Origin of the sequence: Streptomyces sp. NPDC058773, from assembly GCF_042746015.1 — a bacterium.
Taxonomy (GTDB): Bacteria; Actinomycetota; Actinomycetes; order Streptomycetales; family Streptomycetaceae; genus Streptomyces.
Genome location: NZ_JBHYPE010000068.1, coordinates 11997 through 28550, shown reverse-complemented (window position 1 = coordinate 28550; position 16554 = coordinate 11997). Strand labels below are relative to the sequence as shown.

Genomic DNA, 16554 nt, shown 5'->3' with positions numbered 1-16554 from the left:
GGACCCTGTGGGAGAGTAGGACGCCGCCGAACAAATTTTATGCTCCGGTCCCTGAACCTTCTGGTTCAGGGACCGGAGCTTTTTTGCGTTCCGGGATGGATGAGAATTCCGGCTTTCGGATCGATGGAGCATGGCGATTCATGAGCGGAGCTTGCTTGTTGGATTCCTGGCACTGGTAAGGGCTGTTGGGTGTTGGGAGGCAGTCTTTCTCAGACCTTGTCCCGGCGGCCCGATGCCCATCTGCCGAGGCCCTTTCCCGGTGTCTGAGTGTCTGTACGACGCACGATGCATTGAGGGAGGCGTTGTTCGCCCGCGTGTCAGTACTGGCGTCGCGGTCTCTCCGTCGCCCGAGCAGCCGCGTGTGGGCATTCCCTTTCCGCTCACAACGAGCCACGTGTTCGGCAGAGGCCGTCCAGATCCCTGTCTGGGCGGATGGGGGAGAGGCGAAGTAGGCGGGCCTACAGGCGACCGGTGGACTTCAAGGTGAGGTAGGCGTCGGCCAGGTCGGGGCCCAGCTGGGCGGGGGTGGAGTCGATGACGGTGATGCCGTGGTGGCGGAGGCGGTCTGCGGTGCGGCGGCGGGCGGCGCGGGTCTGTTCCGCGGCGGCGGCGGCGTAGACGGCCTGGGGCGTGTGGCGGCCGGCGGCCATTTCCTCGATGCGGGGGTCGGCCACGGCCGCGACGATCAGTTCGTTGCGTTGGGTGAGGCCAGGAAGGACGGGCAGGAGGGCTTCCTCCACGGGGGCCGCGTCGAGGCCGGTGAAGAGCACGATGAGGGACCGGCGCGGGGTGTGGCGGCGGATTGTGGCGGCCAGGCCACGGGCATCCGCCTCGACCAGTTCGGATTCGAGGGGCGCCAAGGCCTCGGTCAAGGCCGGGAGGACGTCGCGGGCCGTGCGGCCCGCGACCGAAGCGCGTACGCGGCGGTCGTAGGCGAGCAGATCCACGCGGTCGCCGGCGCGGGCGGCGAGGGCGCCTAGCAGGAGGGCGGCGTCCATGGAGGCGTCGAGTCGGGGAATGTCGCCGACGCGGCCCGCCGAGGTACGGCCGGTCTCCAGGACGAGCAGGATGCGGCGGTCGCGTTCGGGGCGCCAGGTGCGGACCGCGAGGTTCTGCCGGCGGGCGGTGGCGCGCCAGTCGATGGAGCGGGTGTCGTCGCCGGTGGTGTAGTCGCGGAGGCTGTCGAACTCGGTGCCCTCACCGCGCGTCAGGATGCTGGTGCGGCCGTCGAGTTCGCGGAGACGGGCGAGCTTGGCGGGGAGGTGTTTGCGGCTGGTGAAGGGCGGAAGGACACGCAGCGTCCAGGGGACGTGATGACTGCCTTGCCGAGCTGCCAGGCCGAGCGGGCCATAGGAGCGGACGGTGACGCGGACCGCCTGGTGGTCACCGCGGCGGGTGGGGTGGAGCGTGGTGGTCAGGCGGCGGCGTTCGGCGGCGGGGATGCGCACGGTGTGGCGGGACGCGGGGAGGTCCGAACCGGGGCGGAAGGAGCTCGGCGGCCAGGCGTCACGGATCCGGGCGCGCAGCGTGCGGCGGCTCGGATTGGTGACGGTGAGGTGGGTGTGAGCTTCGCCTGTTAGTCGAACAGTTGTGTCACCGGTTCGGGTGAAATGGAGCTTTCGCACTGGCGCGGCGAGCGCGAGATCGCACAAGATTGCTATCAGCAGGACGAGTTGGACGGCGAGGATGCCGAGCCAGCTGGGCAGCACGAAGCCGACGAAGAGGGCTCCGCATGCGGAGATGAGGGCGGTGCGTCCGGTGAGGGCCACGGTGTCGTCTCAGCGGGGGACGGGGAGATGAGCGAGTACGGCGTTGATCACGGAGTCCGCGGTGACTCCTTCCATCTCCGCTTCGGGGCGGAGCTGGACGCGATGTCGGAGTGTGGGAAGAGCGAGCGCCTTGACGTCATCGGGGGTGACATAGTCGCGGCCGGTGAGCCAGGCCCACGCTCGTGATGTGGAGAGCAGGGCCGTGGCGCCTCGGGGGGAGACGCCGAAGGAAAGCGAGGGGGACTCGCGAGTGGCACGGCAGATATCGACGATATAGCCGGTGACTTCGGGGGAGACAGCGGTCTTGGCGACCGCGGTTCGCGCAGCGTCGAGGTCAGCGGTGGAGGCGACAGGGCGCAGTCCTGCGGCGCCGAGGTCGCGGGGGCTGAAGCCGGCTGCATGCCGGGTGAGGATGTCGATCTCGTCGTGCCGGGCGGGTAGCGGCACGGTCAGCTTGAGCAGGAACCGGTCGAGTTGGGCTTCGGGGAGCGGGTATGTGCCCTCGTATTCCACGGGGTTCTGAGTGGCGGCCACCAGGAACGGCTCGGGGAGGGGACGGGCCGTCCCGTCGACGGTCACCTGGCGCTCTTCCATGGCTTCGAGCAGGGATGCCTGGGTTTTCGGAGGCGTGCGGTTGATCTCGTCGGCGAGCAGGAGGTTGGTGAAGACGGGGCCCGGCTGGAAGGAGAACTCCGAGCTGCGGGCGTCGTAGACCAGCGAGCCGGTGACATCGCTCGGCATCAGGTCGGGGGTGAACTGGACGCGTTTGGTGTCGAGTTCGAGAGCGGTTGACAGGGCGCGGACGAGCAGGGTTTTGGCGACGCCGGGTGAGCCTTCGAGGAGCACGTGACCGCGGCAGAGGAGTGCGACGACCAAGCCGGTGACGGCGGGGTCCTGGCCTACAACGGCTTTGGCTATCTCGGTGCGCAGGGCCTCCAGAGAGGCTCGGGCGCTGTCAGCGGTCGGGGTGCTCACGGGGGGCGTGCCTCTCTTGGGAAACGATCGAGGATTCGAGTGAGTCGAGTTGGTCGGCCAGGTGGACCAGGGCCTTGTCGTCCGCGGGGGCCGGGCCGAAGAGCAGGGGGTGAAGGTCCGCTTCGGCACCGGGCGCGGTGGTCAGGTGGGCGTGAATGGCCGGGAGAAGGATGTCGGGGGTGTGGGCGTGGGTCGGGGAGACGCCGATGAGGGGGGCGAGTCGTGTGCGGGTCGCGGAGCGCAGTACAGAGGAAGCTCGGTCGCGGGCATTGGCCTGCTCATAGAGGCGGGCATGGCCCTCGGTGGTCTCGGACGCCGGGACCGTGACCGGGAGTCTTTCCGGCACCAGCGGGCCGAGGCGGCGGGCGCGCCACACGGCCGCGATGGCGGCGGCAAAGGTGAGTTGGAGCAGAGCCCAGTACCAGCCGGACGGGATGAGAGAGAAAAAACCGGGCTGGTTGTCCTGAGCGGAGGACGGGTCGCTCATGGAGGGGAGGTACCAGACCAGATGCTTGTGCGTACCGAGGAGTTGAAGGGCGAGCGAGGCGTTGCCGTGCTCGGCGAGACGGTGGTTGTAGAGGAAGTCGGGGGAGCCGAGGAGCACGGTGTCGCGCCCGGTGCGGGGGGCCGGCAGGCGGAGCAGGGTGGGTCGGTCGCCGCTGAGGTAGCAGCGGTCGGTGCCGCTGACGGCCGTGGTGTAACTCAGTCCGCCCAGGAGGGCGTTACCCGCGCGACGGGCCTCCGGCAGGGAGCAGGCGGGTCGGCGGGCCGAGACGGTGGCGGGGGAGTCCGTCCGGACGCCTGGCGCGAAGGTTTCGAGAGACGAGGAGTCGGGTGCGAGGAGGATGGTGCGGCCGGGGGTATGGGCGGTTGCGGTGTGCAGGCCCGTCAGCTGATCGTGCGTCAGCATGTTGGGATCGGTCACGAGGAGCGTCGTGCCGGGGCCGGCCGCTGCGGCGGCTTCCTCGGAGGTGGTCACGACCCGGGTGGAGACATCGTGAGACGCCAGGAGTTGGGCGAGAGCCCGGCTGCCGGTGCGGTCGGCGGACCGTGGGTCGAGCCGGCCGTGCTGTTCGCCGGACTGGAGGGCCGCGATCACCACACCGCTGATGACGAGCAGAAGGAGTGCGAGCAGCGGTCCGCGGGACCGGGTCCACAGACTGCGCACGGTGGGAGGGAGCGCGGGGGTGTCAGGGGCGGCCGTGGTCATCCGCGGCTCCTGGTCGGGGTCGTGGCCAGGTCGGGCTTGGCGTGTTGGAGGTCGGTGTCGAGCCCGGTCAGGAGGGCGTATGCCTGCTCCGTACCGGGGCGGCCGCCATATGTGACGTCGTCAAAAGTGCGTGCCGCAGTGCGCAGTCGGCCGGCGTACGCGGGGAGTGCCCCACCCGCTTCGGTCGCGGCCTCGTCCGCGGTGCGGCCCGGTCCGGGGGTGAGCAGCGCGCGCTCTTCGAGGGAGAGGACGATGGCGCGCATGCGGTCCTGGATCGCCTGGTTCCAGTGGCCCTCGGCGGCGTGCCGGTCGGCGTTCGCTCGGTGTTCGGCGGCGGTGCGCGGGGCGTCGGAGAAGAGCGCGCCGTCCGTCGTCGGAGTGCGGCGCACCGCTCCAAGTCGCAGCCGGAGGGCGACCACGAGCAGCAGCACGAATGCGGCGATGGCGAGCAGCCCGATCCAGCCGCCCGGCGTGGTGTGGGCGGCCGCGTTGAAGAGATCGTTGACGCGCTCCCAGAACCAGTCGAGGGCACGCTGGATCGGGTTGGGGTCGTGCTGGTGGTACCGAGGATCGGACAGCTCGCGCTCGGCGGCCTCCCGGGCGGGGACGCGTGGAGTCCGCACCGGTATGTCGTCGTCGGGGCGCGCCAGGAGTCGCCCGAGCGTGGCCCCGTTCCCCCCTGTGGTCACCGCGTCAGCTTCCCGGAGCGGTGTCGTCGGGCTGCTGCCCGGTGCCGTCGGCCGGGGTGGTCTTGGCCGGAGTAGCCGGAGCATCCGGGGCGGTTGTGGGCGCGGTGGCCGTCTCGCCGGTTTTCGCGCGGGGGTCACTCGTCTCGGGGCCGTCTGCCGTGGGCTCGCTCGCTTCGGGAGCACTGGCCCCGGAGTTGCTGCCTGCTTTGGAAAGGTCTGTCTTGAAGCCATCCGTGGCGGTCGGCGCGGCCGCTGCGGATGCGTAGCCCGCGGTCGGGCCCGTGGCGGCGGGGGCGGGGTGTGCCGGGTGCGGGGCGGGGGCGTCTGCGCCGTAGCCGGGGAGGCCTGCGGCGCGGGCGAGTTCGAGGTCGAGTGCCTCGCGGCGGATGCGCTGGTCCATGTACAGGAGCGCGGTGACGCTGGCGCTGATCGGGAAGGTGATGGTGGAGCTGATGACGGCCCCGACGCCCAGCACGATCAGGAACGACCAGCCGGTGCCGTTGCTGGTGCCGTTCGCCCAGTCCATGAGGCTCTCGCCACCGATGAGGAAGGCGACGAGGGTGGCCGGGATCTGGATGATGAACTCGACGATGCCGATCAGGAGGTAGGTGAGGAGCTGTGCGCCCAGCACTCGCCACCAGGCACCCCGTACGAGCTTCGCGGACCGGCGCATCGCGGTGATGACGCCCTGCTTCTCCAGCATCAGCGCGGGGGAGGCGAGGCTGTAGCGGACCCACAGCCAGATGGTCACGAGGGTGGCGGCCAGCCCGCCGAACACCGCGAGGATCAGGCCCGCCCTCGGCGAGCCCGTGGCGACGAGGATGACGCCCGGCGCCACACCGGCCGTGATGATGCTGGTGATGAGCAGAGGGAGCAGAACGAGCAGGCCGAGCAGGCGCGGGAGCTGGGGACGGGCGTCACGCCAGGCGTCCCCTGCGGTCACCGGGCGGCCCAGGACGGCCCGGCTCACGACCATGGTGAGCAGCCCCGTGGCGATGAGGGTGGCGAGCAGCCCGATCGCCGAGGTGATGGCGGTGGCGGCGAGCGAATTGGCCAGCTCGCGCATGGTTTCGCGGAGCGGCGGGAGGTTGCCGCCCGCAGGGGAGGCCTTGCCGCCGGCGCCCTGGAACCACACGCCGGTGACCACGGTGACAGCGGTCTGCGCGACCACCGCGACGATCAGCGAGATGCCGAGGACGGTGCGCCAGTGGGCGCGCATGGTGGCCACCGCGCCGTCGAGTATCTCGCCGATGGCGAGCGGACGCAGCGGGATGACGCCGGGCTTGGCGGCCTGTGGCGTCGAGGCCCAGCCGCCGCCCCACGGGGGCTGATGTCCGGGGCCCGGGGCGCTGCCCCAGCCGGGCCCGCCGTGGCCGGGCGACGAGGCACGGGTGCGGTCGCCGGCCGCACCCCAGCCGGGCCGGCCGTGCGGGCCGCTCTGACCGGGGATACCGGCGGGGGCCGACCACTGGCCGGCAGGAGGCTGTTCCTTGGACCAGTTCGGTGGGGACGACTGCCCCGCCGCGTCGGTCGGGTCTGTCTGGGCGGGCTGCTCCTGAGTGCCGCGGGCAGGCTCGTCGGAGGGCGTGGATCCGGGCGAGGCCCAGCCCGGAGAGTTGTTCATCGTCGCTCCTTCTTGGTGCCCGTCCGCCGGAGCAGCCGGCGTCCGGGGTCCGCGGTGGCAGTCATCGTGTCATGGCCACCGGCGTCGTGTACCGGTGCCCGGAGTACGAGTGAACCTTCAGTTCGAGGGGTGGTCGGCGGCAGACTGAGCGAATGGGCGATCAGTACGAGGTATCCGAGGCGGGCGCCGGGGCGCTCGCGATTCCGTCGCTGCGCTGGGAGGAGCCGCCCGAGGGGCCCGTCGTGGTCCTCCTCGATCAGACGCGGCTGCCGGCGGAGGAGGTCGAGCTGGTCTGTACGGACGTTCCGGCGCTGGTGCAGGCGATCCGGACGCTGGCCGTGCGCGGGGCGCCGCTGCTGGGTATCGCGGGTGCGTATGGCGTGGCGCTGGCCGCGGCACGTGGCTTTGACGTGGTGGAGGCGGGGGAGGCGCTGGCGCAGGCCCGGCCGACCGCGGTCAATCTGGGGTACGGCGTGCGGCGGGCGGCCGCCGCGTACCGCACGGCACTGGACGAGGGCGGCGCTCAGGCGGCAGCCGCCGCGGCGCTGGCCGAGGCGCGGGCCGTGCATGACGAGGACATCGAGGCCAGCGCGCGGATGGCGGAGCACGGCCTGGCGCTGCTGGGCGAGCTGCTGCCGGGTGGCGGCCACCGGATTCTCACGCACTGCAATACCGGTGCCCTGGTGTCCGGGGGCGAGGGCACCGCCCTGGCGGTGGCGCTTGCGGCACACCGGGCCGGTGAGCTGCGCCGGCTGTGGGTCGACGAGACGCGGCCGCTGCTCCAGGGCGCGCGACTGACCGCCTACGAGGCGGCACGGGCGGGTATGGCGTACACGGTGCTCTCGGACGGCGCGGCAGGGTCGCTGTTCGCCGCGGGCGAGGTGGACGCGGTGCTGATCGGCGCGGACCGGATCGCGGCGGACGGATCGGTGGCGAACAAGGTCGGGAGCTATCCGCTGGCGGTGCTGGCGCGGTATCACCACGTTCCGTTCGTGGTGGTGGCACCGACCAGCACGGTGGATCTGGAGACCGAGGAGGGGGCGGACATCGAGGTGGAGCAGCGTCCGGGCCAGGAAGTGACGGAGTTCTCGTTGCCGTTCCTGAAGGGGCCCGGGACGGAGATCGGCGGCGGCATACCGGTGGCGCCACTGGGCGCACAGGCCTACAACCCGGCCTTCGACGTCACTCCGGCGGAGTTGGTGACGGCGATCGTCACGGAGGCCGGTGTGGTGTCTCCGGTGACCCGGGAGGGGCTGGCAGAGGTGTGTTCCACATCACGATGGAGTAAGTCACGATCAGGTAATGGGATGATGGCCGAATGAAGGGACGCGTCCTGGTCGTCGACGACGACACCGCACTGGCGGAGATGCTCGGCATCGTGCTGCGCGGCGAAGGTTTTGAGCCGTCGTTCGTGTCGGACGGTGACAAGGCCCTTGCGGCCTTCCGTGAGACAAAGCCCGATCTTGTGCTGCTCGACCTGATGCTGCCCGGACGGGACGGTATCGAGGTGTGCCGGCTGATCCGGGCCGAGTCCGGGGTGCCGATCGTCATGCTGACCGCCAAGAGCGACACGGTGGATGTGGTGGTCGGGCTCGAGTCGGGTGCGGATGACTACATCGTCAAGCCGTTCAAGCCCAAGGAGCTGGTGGCCCGGATCCGGGCCAGGCTGCGGCGTTCGGAGGAGCCCACGCCCGAGCAGCTTGCTATCGGTGACCTGGTCATCGACGTGGCGGGCCACTCGGTGAAGCGGGACGGGCAGTCGATCGCACTGACCCCGCTGGAGTTCGATCTGCTGGTGGCGCTGGCGCGCAAGCCGTGGCAGGTGTTCACGCGTGAGGTGCTGCTCGAGCAGGTCTGGGGCTATCGGCACGCCGCCGACACCCGGCTGGTCAATGTCCATGTGCAGCGGCTGCGCTCCAAGGTCGAGCGGGACCCGGAGCGGCCGGAGATCGTGGTGACCGTGCGCGGGGTCGGCTACAAGGCCGGGCCCAGCTGAGATGATCCGGGACGGTTCGGCCCCGGAGGGAAAGCGGGGGCGCACCGTCGGCCCGGCAGGCGATATGTCCTTTTCAGGCAGGTTGTCTGCTTGGTTGCTGCGTGGTGGGCAACTGCTGCCCGACGGCGCGGTGAGCGGACCGGTCCACCCGCTGCTGCGGCTCTTCAGCCGCTGGGTGCGCCGGCCGCTGCTGCCCGCCCTGCGGCTGTGGCGGCGCAATATCCAGCTGCGCGTGGTGGCGACCACCCTGCTGATGTCGCTCGCCGTGGTGCTGCTGCTCGGTGTCGTGGTCGTCGGGCAGGTCCGTAACGGCCTGCTCACGGCCAAGGCCCAGGCCGCGCAGAGCCAGGCGGTGGGCGGCTTCAGCGTCGCCCAGAAGATGGCGGACGGCGCCGACGACACCCGCCCCGACGAAGGGGCCCGTACCGGCAACCGCGGTACCCAGGACTCCGCGACCTGGCTGACCGGCCTGGTCGAACAGCTCGCCAGCGGTGGCCAGGGCGTCTTCTCCGTCGTGGCGCTCAGCTCCGACTCCGATGAACCGTTCGGCGACTCCAGCCCCGGCACCCGTGGGCCGCGCGCCTCGGGCGATGTCGACCCCGAGCGGAGCGTGCCGGCCGATCTGCGGCGGAAGCTGGACACCAAATCCGGCACCTTCCGCCAGTACACCCAGATCAAGCGCATCGGGTCGGATGACGGGGTGTCGGCGCTCATCATCGGCAAGCGGCTCAACGATGTGAACAGCAACCAGTACCAGCTCTACTACCTCTTCCCGTTCAGCCAGGAAGAGGAGTCGCTCAAGCTGGTGACGGGGACCCTGGCGACCGCCGGGGTGTTCGTCGTGATCCTGCTCGGCGCGATCGCCTGGCTGGTGGTGCGGCAGGTCGTCACGCCCGTACGGATGGCCGCGGGGATCTCCGAGCGGCTGGCCGCCGGGCTGCTCCAGGAGCGGATGAAGGTCACCGGCGAGGACGACATCGCCCGGCTCGGTGAGTCCTTCAACAAGATGGCGCAGAACCTCCAGGTCAAGATCCAGCAGCTGGAGGAGCTGTCCCGGATGCAGCGCCGTTTCGTCTCGGACGTCTCGCACGAACTGCGGACGCCGCTGACGACCGTACGGATGGCGGCCGATGTCATCCATGACGCACGGGACGAGTTCGACCCCGCCACGGCACGCTCCGCCGAGTTGCTGCGCGGCCAGCTCGACCGCTTCGAGTCGCTGCTCGCGGAGCTGCTGGAGATCAGCCGGTTCGACGCCGGCGCGGCCGCGCTGGAGGCCGAGCCGATCGATCTGCGCGACGTGGTGCACCGCGTCATCGAGGGCGCCGAACCGCTCGCCGAGGCCAAGGGCACCCGCCTCCTGATCCGCGGCGCCGAGCAGCCCGTCGTCGCCGAGGCCGACCCCCGCCGGGTGGAGCGCGTGCTGCGCAACCTGGTTGTCAACGCCGTCGAGCACGGCGAGGGCCGCGATGTGGTCGTCCGGCTGGCGTCCGCGGGCGGCGGGAGCGGCGGCGCGGTGGCCGTCGCGGTGCGTGACTACGGTGTCGGCCTCAAGCCCGGGGAGGCCACCCGGGTCTTCAACCGTTTCTGGCGCGCGGACCCGGCCCGGGCCCGTACGACCGGCGGTACCGGACTCGGCCTGTCCATCGCCGTCGAGGACGCCCGGCTGCACGGCGGCTGGCTGCAGGCCTGGGGCGAGCCGGGCGGCGGCTCGCAGTTCCGGCTGACGCTGCCGAGCACGGCCGGTGAGACGCTGCGCGGGTCCCCGATACCCCTGGAGCCGGACGACTCGCGGCGCCACCGCGGGCTGGACGAGACGGGGCAGCCGCGTGCCGGATCGGGCCGCAAGGCGTCCACGATCCCGGTGCAGACGCGTGCCGCGCAGGCCGGTGACGCGGCGTCCCCCGTACCCGAGCCGACGGCGGCCCGCCCGGAGGTCGACCCGGCGGCGCTGCCCGGCAGCGGGGCCCGGGTGGTGCCGCAGACCGGGGACGTACGGAGCGAAGCGGCGGAGCGCGGCGACGGCGCGTACGGCGACGAGCCGCTCCGCGCAAGCGGGGCCGAGGAGGAAGCCGGACAGGGCGTGGAGCGGGAAGGCGGGCTGCGTGGACACTGAGCGCGGAGACGAGCGCGGGGAGCGGACCGGCTCCCGTCCGCCCGCCCGCAGGGGAGCCGGGCCGGCGCGGCGGATGCTGCTGTTCGGCTGCTCAGCTGTGCTGCTGGCGGGCTGTGCGTCGATGCCGGACAGCGGCGACGTCACCTCGGTCGACCAGTCGCCGCGCTCCGAAGGCGAGTCGCAGGTGCGGGTCTACGGCGTGCCCCCGCAGGACGGTGCGCAGCCCACCAACATCGTGCGCAGCTTCCTCGACGCGACGACCAGTGACGAAGCGGATTTCCGTACGGCCACCCAGTATCTGGCCAAGTCGGCGAAGCGGAGCTGGCGGCCGTTCCGGATCACCAATGTGCTCCAGGAGCGTCCGAAGGCCGAGCCGAAGGCGCAGCCCAACCGCGAGGACGGCAACGGCTACACCGTCACGCTCTCCGGCAGCCAGGTGGCGGCGGTGGACGACCACCACGCCTACACCCCGGAGGAGAAGCCGTACCGCCGGACGATCCACCTCATCAAGGAGGGCGGACAGTGGCGTATCGACCGGCTGCCCGACGGGCTGGTGCTGGGGCTGTCCGACTTCCAGCGGATCTACCGCTCCGTCAACAAGTACTACTTCGCGTCCTACAAGTCGGAGTCTCAGGAGCCGAAGGTGAACCGGAACGCGCTCGTCGCGGACCCGGTCTATCTGCGGCAGCGGATAAAGCCGATCACGGCCAGTGTGGAGGCGCTGCTGTCCGGCCCCACCGACTGGCTGAATCAGGTGACGACTTCGGCGTTCCCGTCCGGCACCCGGCTCGCCGCGAGTGATCTGGCGCTGGACGACTCCAACGCGTTGCGGGTCAAACTCAGCAAACAGGCGGTGAGTACGGACACCACCCAGTGCAAGCGGATGGCGGCTCAGCTCTTCTTCACCGTTCAGGACATGACGCGGGCTTCGAAGGTCAGCGAGGTGGAACTCCAGGACAGCAGCGGCAATTCGCTGTGTTCGCTGTCCCAGGAGCAGGCCGAGAGCGACTTCGCCCCGTCGCCGGGCACCAGGCCCGCCCCCAAGGAGTACTTCATCGACGCCGACCACAAGGTCGTGGCGATGTCGGACTCCGCGACCGAACCGACGCCGGTGCGCGGGCCGTTCGGAACCGGCCACACCCCGCTGCGTTCGGTGGCCATCTCGCGCGGTGAGGACACCGCGGCCGGGGTGTCGAACGACGGCCGGTCGCTGTATGTGGCCGGCCTGGAGGACGACATCAAACGCGGTGAGCCGCTGCTGACCAGCACCGGCCCCGCGAAGGGTGCCGACAGCGGGCTGACCGCGCCCAGTTGGGACGGCCTGGGCGACCTGTGGATAGCGGACGGCGCCGCGCACGGTTCGCGGCTGCTGCGGATGCGTGAGGGCAAGGGCGACCCCGAAGAGGTGGCGGTGCCCGGCCTCGGCGGGCGCCGGATCAAGGCGATCAAGGTGGCCGCGGACGGCATCCGGATCGCGATCCTGGTGGAGGACAAGGGGCGTACGACGCTCCAGCTCGGCCGGGTCGAACGCGGCGGGAGTTCGGCGCACCCGAAGCTTTCGGTGCAGGAACTGCGGCCGATCGCGCCGCAGTTGGAAGACGTGGTGGCGGCGTCCTGGGCGGGCGGCAGCCGGCTCGTGGTGGTCGGACGGGAGTCCGGCGGGGTGCAGCAGATGCAGTTCATGGAGACCGACGGTTCGGCGTCCAACGCGCAGACGCTGCCCGGTGTCAACGGCGTCAAGGCGGTGGCCGCGACGGAGGACGAGACCCGGCCGCTGATCGCGGACGCCGCGGAGGGCATCGTGCGGCTGCCGCTGGACGCGAACTGGAAGACCGTGGCGAAGGAAGGAACGGCGCCGGTCTATCCCGGGTGAGGCGTTGCTCTGTCCCGGCCCGTCGCCTGTGACGCGCCGCGCGGTCGGCCGGCCGCGATGCCGGACGACGGCACGACCCGTACGGCGTGTGCCGTGCCGTCCGGGCCTGCGGTGCTGTGGCGACGACCTGCGGCGCTGTCCCGTGAGACTGATTCGTCGGCCGCCTCCGCGGGTTATCCACAGGGGTGGTGGCCGGGCGGGAACGGCGGGACAGTGGAGTCATGCAGGGGGTGTGGCGCGAACTGGCCGGTCTCGTGCTGCCGGTCGACTGTGCGGGGTGTGGTCGGCCGCGTACGGAGCTGTGTGCGGAATGCCGTCGGGTGCTTGCGCGGGACGGGCGCGGGGCGCGGCGGGTGCGGCCGTGGCCGGAGCCCGCGGGGCTGCCCCGGGTGTGGGCGGGGGCGCCGTATGCCGACGAGGCGCGGGCGGTGCTGCTGGCCCACAAGGAGCGCGGTGCCCTGTGGCTGGCCGGGCCGCTGGGCGCGGTGCTCGCCGGGGCGGTGCGGGGACTGCGGGCCGACGGGCCGCTGCTGCTGGTGCCCGTGCCGTCGGCGCGGAGAGCCGTGGCGGGCCGTGGGCATGATCCGGTGCGCAGGATCGCGCTGGCGGCGGCCGGGGAGCTGCGACGGGTGGGGCCGGACGCCCGGGTGCTCGCGGTGCTGCGGCAGCGTCGCGCGGTGGCCGACCAGGCGGGGCTGAGCGCCCGGCAGCGGCTGGCGAACGTCGCCGGTGCACTGGAGGTGCGGGCGGGGGCGGAGAGGCTGCTCAGGGGGCGGTCAGCGGTGCTGGTGGACGACCTGGTGACGACGGGGGCCACGCTCGCCGAGGCGGCGCGGGCGGTCACGGTGGCCGGCGGACGGGTGGCCGGGGCCGCGGTGGTGGCGGCGCCGGGCCGCGCTTTCCGGATCGAGGGCGCGCACATCGATCCGTTACCACGGGGCACCTAGGTGGCGAGGAAAAGTCACCCAAATGGAGCCGACGCCTCCGAGGGGGTGCCGACAACCGTCCGGGAGAGCTATGTTCGGTTGTGAGGACTTGGCGGGTGTTATGCCTCGAATGCCGCGATAAATGCGTTCAGGGGCGTTTTCGGCGACCCTGAAAACGGGGGGAGTGGAGAGCTGGTCGTCGGGGGAGGAGGAGGTGAAAGTCGCCAAGTCCGAGGCTTCGGCACCCACCGGAGCCTGGTGCAAGAAGGAATTGCTCCGCCCGCTGAGCGGAGCGATCCGGGAACGGAGTTCTGCGTGGACATCGTCGTCAAGGGCCGCAAGACAGAGGTGCCCGAGCGGTTCCGCAAGCACGTGGCCGAGAAGCTGAAGCTGGACAAAGTCCAGAAGCTCGACGCCAAGGTGATCAGCCTGGACGTCGAGGTGTCCAAGGAGCCCAACCCGCGGCAGGCCGACCGTTCCGACCGGGTGGAGATCACGCTCCGCTCCCGTGGCCCGGTGGTCCGGGCCGAGGCGGCCGCGGCCGATCCGTACGCCGCGCTGGATCTGGCCACCGCCAAGCTCGAGGCGCGTCTGCGCAAGCAGCACGACAAGCGCTACTCGCGCCGCGGCAACGGCCGCATCCCGGCGAGCGAAGTCGCTGTCACCGTGCCCGACGCCGCAAGCCTGAACACCAACGGCGAACTCGCCGCCGAGGTCGACCAGAAGGTGCCGACCACCAGGATGGGGTCGATCGACGTCCAGGGTGAGGGACCCCTGATCGTCCGCGAGAAGACCCACTCGGCCGCGCCGATGCTGCTCGACCAGGCGCTCAACGAGATGGAGTTGGTCGGCCACGACTTCTACCTCTTCGTCGACGCCGACACCAAGCTCCCGAGTGTCGTCTACCGGCGGCACGCATACGACTACGGAGTCATCCACTTGAACCCCGACTTGTTCGGGGAGGAGGAGCCCGGCGGCGCAGGCGGCGCGCTGGGCGGCTGAACCCCACCCGCTCGGTGCCCCCGGCGCACGCCGGGGGCACCATCGTGCCCGGAGGAAGCAGGAGTTGAAGCCGTATAGTGTTTGTGCCGGCCGGGGAGTACGGGGACCCGACGCGGCGACGAGCCGGGGAGACGGTCGTATGGCATTGATCGGGCCGGCCGCGGGGGGCTGCTGTCAACCAGCCTTATTTCCAAGCTCCGGCCATGCGGCCGAGTAGTTGACGGGGAGGACCAATGGGGGGCAGTTTCGGGCCCGTGCACGACCACGCGGATGAGGACCACGGCGGTTCCGGGAGCGATGACGGCCGGGGCGTGAGCGTGCCGCGCAAGGAGCCGATCCGGGTCCTGGTGGTGGATGATCACGCGCTCTTCCGGCGGGGGCTGGAGATCGTGCTGGCCCAGGAAGAGGACATCCAGGTCGTCGGTGAGGCGGGCGATGGTGCGGAGGCTGTCGACAAGGCCGCGGATCTGCTGCCGGACATCGTGCTGATGGACGTACGGATGCCCAAGCGCGGTGGAATCGAGGCGTGTACCTCCATCAAGGAGGTGGCCCCCAGCGCGAAGATCATCATGCTCACGATCAGCGACGAAGAGGCCGATCTCTACGACGCGATCAAGGCCGGCGCCACCGGTTACCTCCTCAAGGAGATCTCCACCGACGAGGTGGCGACCGCGATCCGCGCGGTGGCGGACGGCCAGTCGCAGATCAGCCCGTCGATGGCGTCCAAGCTCCTGACGGAGTTCAAGTCGATGATCCAGCGTACGGACGAGCGCAGGCTGGTGCCCGCGCCCCGGCTCACCGACCGTGAGCTGGAGGTCCTCAAGCTGGTCGCGACGGGCATGAACAACCGCGATATCGCCAAGGAACTCTTCATCTCCGAGAACACGGTGAAGAACCACGTCCGCAACATCCTGGAGAAGCTGCAGCTGCACTCCCGGATGGAGGCGGTGGTGTACGCGATGCGGGAGAAGATCCTCGAAATCCGCTGAGCGGGCCGGGCGGGATGAGCGGTCCGGCGCACTGGGCGGCTGCCCGGTGCGCCGTTCGGCCCGGGGCGGTGAGCGCCCCGGAGCCGTCGGGTGACCGTGGCTAGTCGCTCGTGTGGGTGAGTTCCGAGCGCAGGGCGTCGGCCAGTTTCCGGTCGTCGCAGCGGTCGACGCGGACGGTGTCGCAGCCGACCCAGGACGCGGCTTCCCAGAGGGCGCGGGCCATCGGGGCGACGGCCTGGGGGCCCTGCATCGAGACCTGGCGGGCGACGAGGGTGGTGCCCTCGCGGGCCGGGTCGACCCGGCCCAGCAGCCGGCCGCCCGCCAGCAGGGGCATCGCGAAATAGCCGTGTATCCGCCGGGGGCGGGGGACGTACGCCTCCAGGCGGTGGGTGAAACCGAAGATCCGTTCCGTGCGCGGCCGGTCCCAGATCAGGGAGTCGAAGGGCGAGAGCAGCGTCGTGCGGTGCCGGCCGCGGGGCGGGGCGGCCAGCGCGGCCGGGTCGGCCCAGGCGGGCTTTCCCCAGCCCGCCACCTCGACCGGAACCAGTCCGGAGTCCGCGACCACGGCATCGACCTGCTCGGCCTTGAGGCGGTGGTAATCGGCCAGATCGGCACGGGTGGCGACGCCCATCGCGGCGCCGGCCTGGGCGACCAGGCGGCGCAGGCACTCGGCGTCGTCCAGATCGTCGTGCAGCAGGGAGTCCGGGACGGCGCGCTCGGCGAGGTCGTAGACGCGCTTCCAGGCGCGGCGTTCCGTACAGACCACCTGGCCGGTGTCGAGCAGCCACTCCACCGCGATCTTGGTCTCGGACCAGTCCCACCACTCCCCGCCGTTACGGCCGCCGCCCAGTTCGGAGGTGGTCAGCGGGCCGTCGGCGGTCAGCCGGTCCAGGACGGCGGCGCAGGAGCGTTCGGAGTCGGCCAGCACATGCCAGCGGTGCCCCTTGGCCCGCCGGGCGCGGCGGCGGAAGGCGAAGTGCGGCCACTCCTCGATGGGCAGGATGCAGGCGGCATGGGACCAGTACTCGAAGCTGTGGGGGCGTGCCGCGGGCGCGCCGGAAGGAGCCGTGGTCCAGTAGGCGGCCTCGACCGCGTCGCGGCCGACGGCGCCGAGCCGGGCGTACGGCACCAGCTCATGGGAGCGGGCCAGCACCGAGATCGTGTCGAGCTGCACCGCGCCCAGATGCCGCAGCACCCCGCGCACCCCCGCCCGCCGGTCCGGGGCACCCAGCAGGCCCTGGGCCCGCAGCGCCAGGCGCCGGGCGTCGTCGGCGGACAGGGTGGTCACGGGCGCGGGCTGCGATACCCGCTGCGGCACGGCGGTCATGCGGGAAAGCGTAGGGGTGGGCACTGACAACGGTGCCCGGCCCGGAGAAGCCACTGGT

The 16554-nt window shown here is 71.3% G+C and carries 13 protein-coding genes; 7 read left to right on the top strand and 6 right to left on the bottom strand.

Annotation, left to right across the window (positions count from 1 at the left end; all coding sequences use genetic code 11):
• Nucleotides 1-458: 458 nt before the first annotated feature.
• From ACFW5B_RS33380 to ACFW5B_RS33360, 5 genes are read right to left on the bottom strand one after another with little or no spacing between them, the layout of a single operon-like run.
• Nucleotides 459-1769: a DUF58 domain-containing protein gene (locus ACFW5B_RS33380; protein ID WP_386448188.1), complete on the bottom strand. Its 1311-nt coding sequence runs from the start codon at nucleotides 1767-1769 to the stop codon at nucleotides 459-461.
• Nucleotides 1770-1778: 9 nt separating this feature from the next.
• Nucleotides 1779-2744, bottom strand: a complete 966-nt coding sequence (locus tag ACFW5B_RS33375; protein ID WP_386448186.1) for an AAA family ATPase — start codon at nucleotides 2742-2744, stop codon at nucleotides 1779-1781.
• Complete coding sequence (locus tag ACFW5B_RS33370) at nucleotides 2725-3954, bottom strand: DUF4350 domain-containing protein (RefSeq protein WP_386448183.1); 1230 nt, start codon at nucleotides 3952-3954, stop codon at nucleotides 2725-2727. Before ACFW5B_RS33370 ends, ACFW5B_RS33375 begins: the two co-directional genes overlap by 20 nt.
• Complete coding sequence (locus ACFW5B_RS33365) at nucleotides 3951-4643, bottom strand: DUF4129 domain-containing protein (protein ID WP_386448180.1); 693 nt, start codon at nucleotides 4641-4643, stop codon at nucleotides 3951-3953. Before ACFW5B_RS33365 ends, ACFW5B_RS33370 begins: the two co-directional genes overlap by 4 nt.
• 4 nt (nucleotides 4644-4647) lie before the next feature.
• Nucleotides 4648-6267: a hypothetical protein gene (locus tag ACFW5B_RS33360; RefSeq protein ID WP_386448177.1), complete on the bottom strand. Its 1620-nt coding sequence runs from the start codon at nucleotides 6265-6267 to the stop codon at nucleotides 4648-4650.
• Between the two features lie 152 nt (nucleotides 6268-6419).
• On the opposite strand from ACFW5B_RS33360, the gene mtnA reads away from it, so the two are divergent.
• From mtnA to ACFW5B_RS33325, 7 genes are all read left to right on the top strand, one after another.
• Nucleotides 6420-7589, top strand: a complete 1170-nt coding sequence (gene mtnA / locus ACFW5B_RS33355) for an S-methyl-5-thioribose-1-phosphate isomerase (RefSeq protein WP_386448175.1) — start codon at nucleotides 6420-6422, stop codon at nucleotides 7587-7589.
• Nucleotides 7586-8263: a two-component system response regulator MtrA gene (gene mtrA / locus ACFW5B_RS33350; protein WP_006605255.1), complete on the top strand. Its 678-nt coding sequence runs from the start codon at nucleotides 7586-7588 to the stop codon at nucleotides 8261-8263. The genes mtnA and mtrA overlap by 4 nt, the downstream gene beginning before the upstream one ends.
• Nucleotides 8264-8357: 94 nt before the next feature.
• Nucleotides 8358-10379 carry an MtrAB system histidine kinase MtrB gene (mtrB, locus tag ACFW5B_RS33345; protein ID WP_386448171.1) on the top strand — a complete coding sequence of 674 codons (2022 nt, stop codon included), beginning with the start codon at nucleotides 8358-8360 and terminating at the stop codon, nucleotides 10377-10379.
• On the top strand, nucleotides 10369-12252 hold the full coding sequence (locus ACFW5B_RS33340) for an LpqB family beta-propeller domain-containing protein (protein ID WP_386448168.1): 1884 nt from the start codon (nucleotides 10369-10371) through the stop codon (nucleotides 12250-12252). The genes mtrB and ACFW5B_RS33340 overlap by 11 nt, the downstream gene beginning before the upstream one ends.
• Nucleotides 12253-12473: 221 nt before the next feature.
• Entirely contained in the window at nucleotides 12474-13199 is a 726-nt protein-coding gene (locus ACFW5B_RS33335; RefSeq protein WP_386448165.1) for a ComF family protein, read from the top strand.
• A 294-nt stretch (nucleotides 13200-13493) separates the two neighbouring features.
• Nucleotides 13494-14180: a ribosome hibernation-promoting factor, HPF/YfiA family gene (gene hpf / locus ACFW5B_RS33330; protein WP_386448162.1), complete on the top strand. Its 687-nt coding sequence runs from the start codon at nucleotides 13494-13496 to the stop codon at nucleotides 14178-14180.
• Nucleotides 14181-14413: 233 nt separating this feature from the next.
• On the top strand, nucleotides 14414-15169 hold the full coding sequence (locus ACFW5B_RS33325) for a response regulator (RefSeq protein WP_386448159.1): 756 nt from the start codon (nucleotides 14414-14416) through the stop codon (nucleotides 15167-15169).
• Nucleotides 15170-15269: 100 nt separating this feature from the next.
• On the opposite strand, the gene ACFW5B_RS33320 is transcribed toward ACFW5B_RS33325, so the two are convergent.
• Nucleotides 15270-16496 (bottom strand): winged helix-turn-helix domain-containing protein, encoded by a 1227-nt coding sequence (locus ACFW5B_RS33320; RefSeq protein WP_386448156.1) that lies wholly within the window; start codon nucleotides 16494-16496, stop codon nucleotides 15270-15272.
• Between the last annotated feature and the right edge of the window lie 58 nt (nucleotides 16497-16554).

Coding starts and splice junctions, on each gene's coding strand:
- mtrA (WP_006605255.1), top strand. CDS start 7,586: ATGAAGGGACGCGTCCTGGTCGTCGACGACGACACCGCACTGGCGGAG.
- mtnA (WP_386448175.1), top strand. CDS start 6,420: ATGGGCGATCAGTACGAGGTATCCGAGGCGGGCGCCGGGGCGCTCGCG.
- ACFW5B_RS33325 (WP_386448159.1), top strand. CDS start 14,414: ATGGGGGGCAGTTTCGGGCCCGTGCACGACCACGCGGATGAGGACCAC.
- ACFW5B_RS33335 (WP_386448165.1), top strand. CDS start 12,474: ATGCAGGGGGTGTGGCGCGAACTGGCCGGTCTCGTGCTGCCGGTCGAC.
- ACFW5B_RS33360 (WP_386448177.1), bottom strand. CDS start 6,267: ATGAACAACTCTCCGGGCTGGGCCTCGCCCGGATCCACGCCCTCCGAC.
- ACFW5B_RS33370 (WP_386448183.1), bottom strand. CDS start 3,954: ATGACCACGGCCGCCCCTGACACCCCCGCGCTCCCTCCCACCGTGCGC.
- ACFW5B_RS33320 (WP_386448156.1), bottom strand. CDS start 16,496: ATGACCGCCGTGCCGCAGCGGGTATCGCAGCCCGCGCCCGTGACCACC.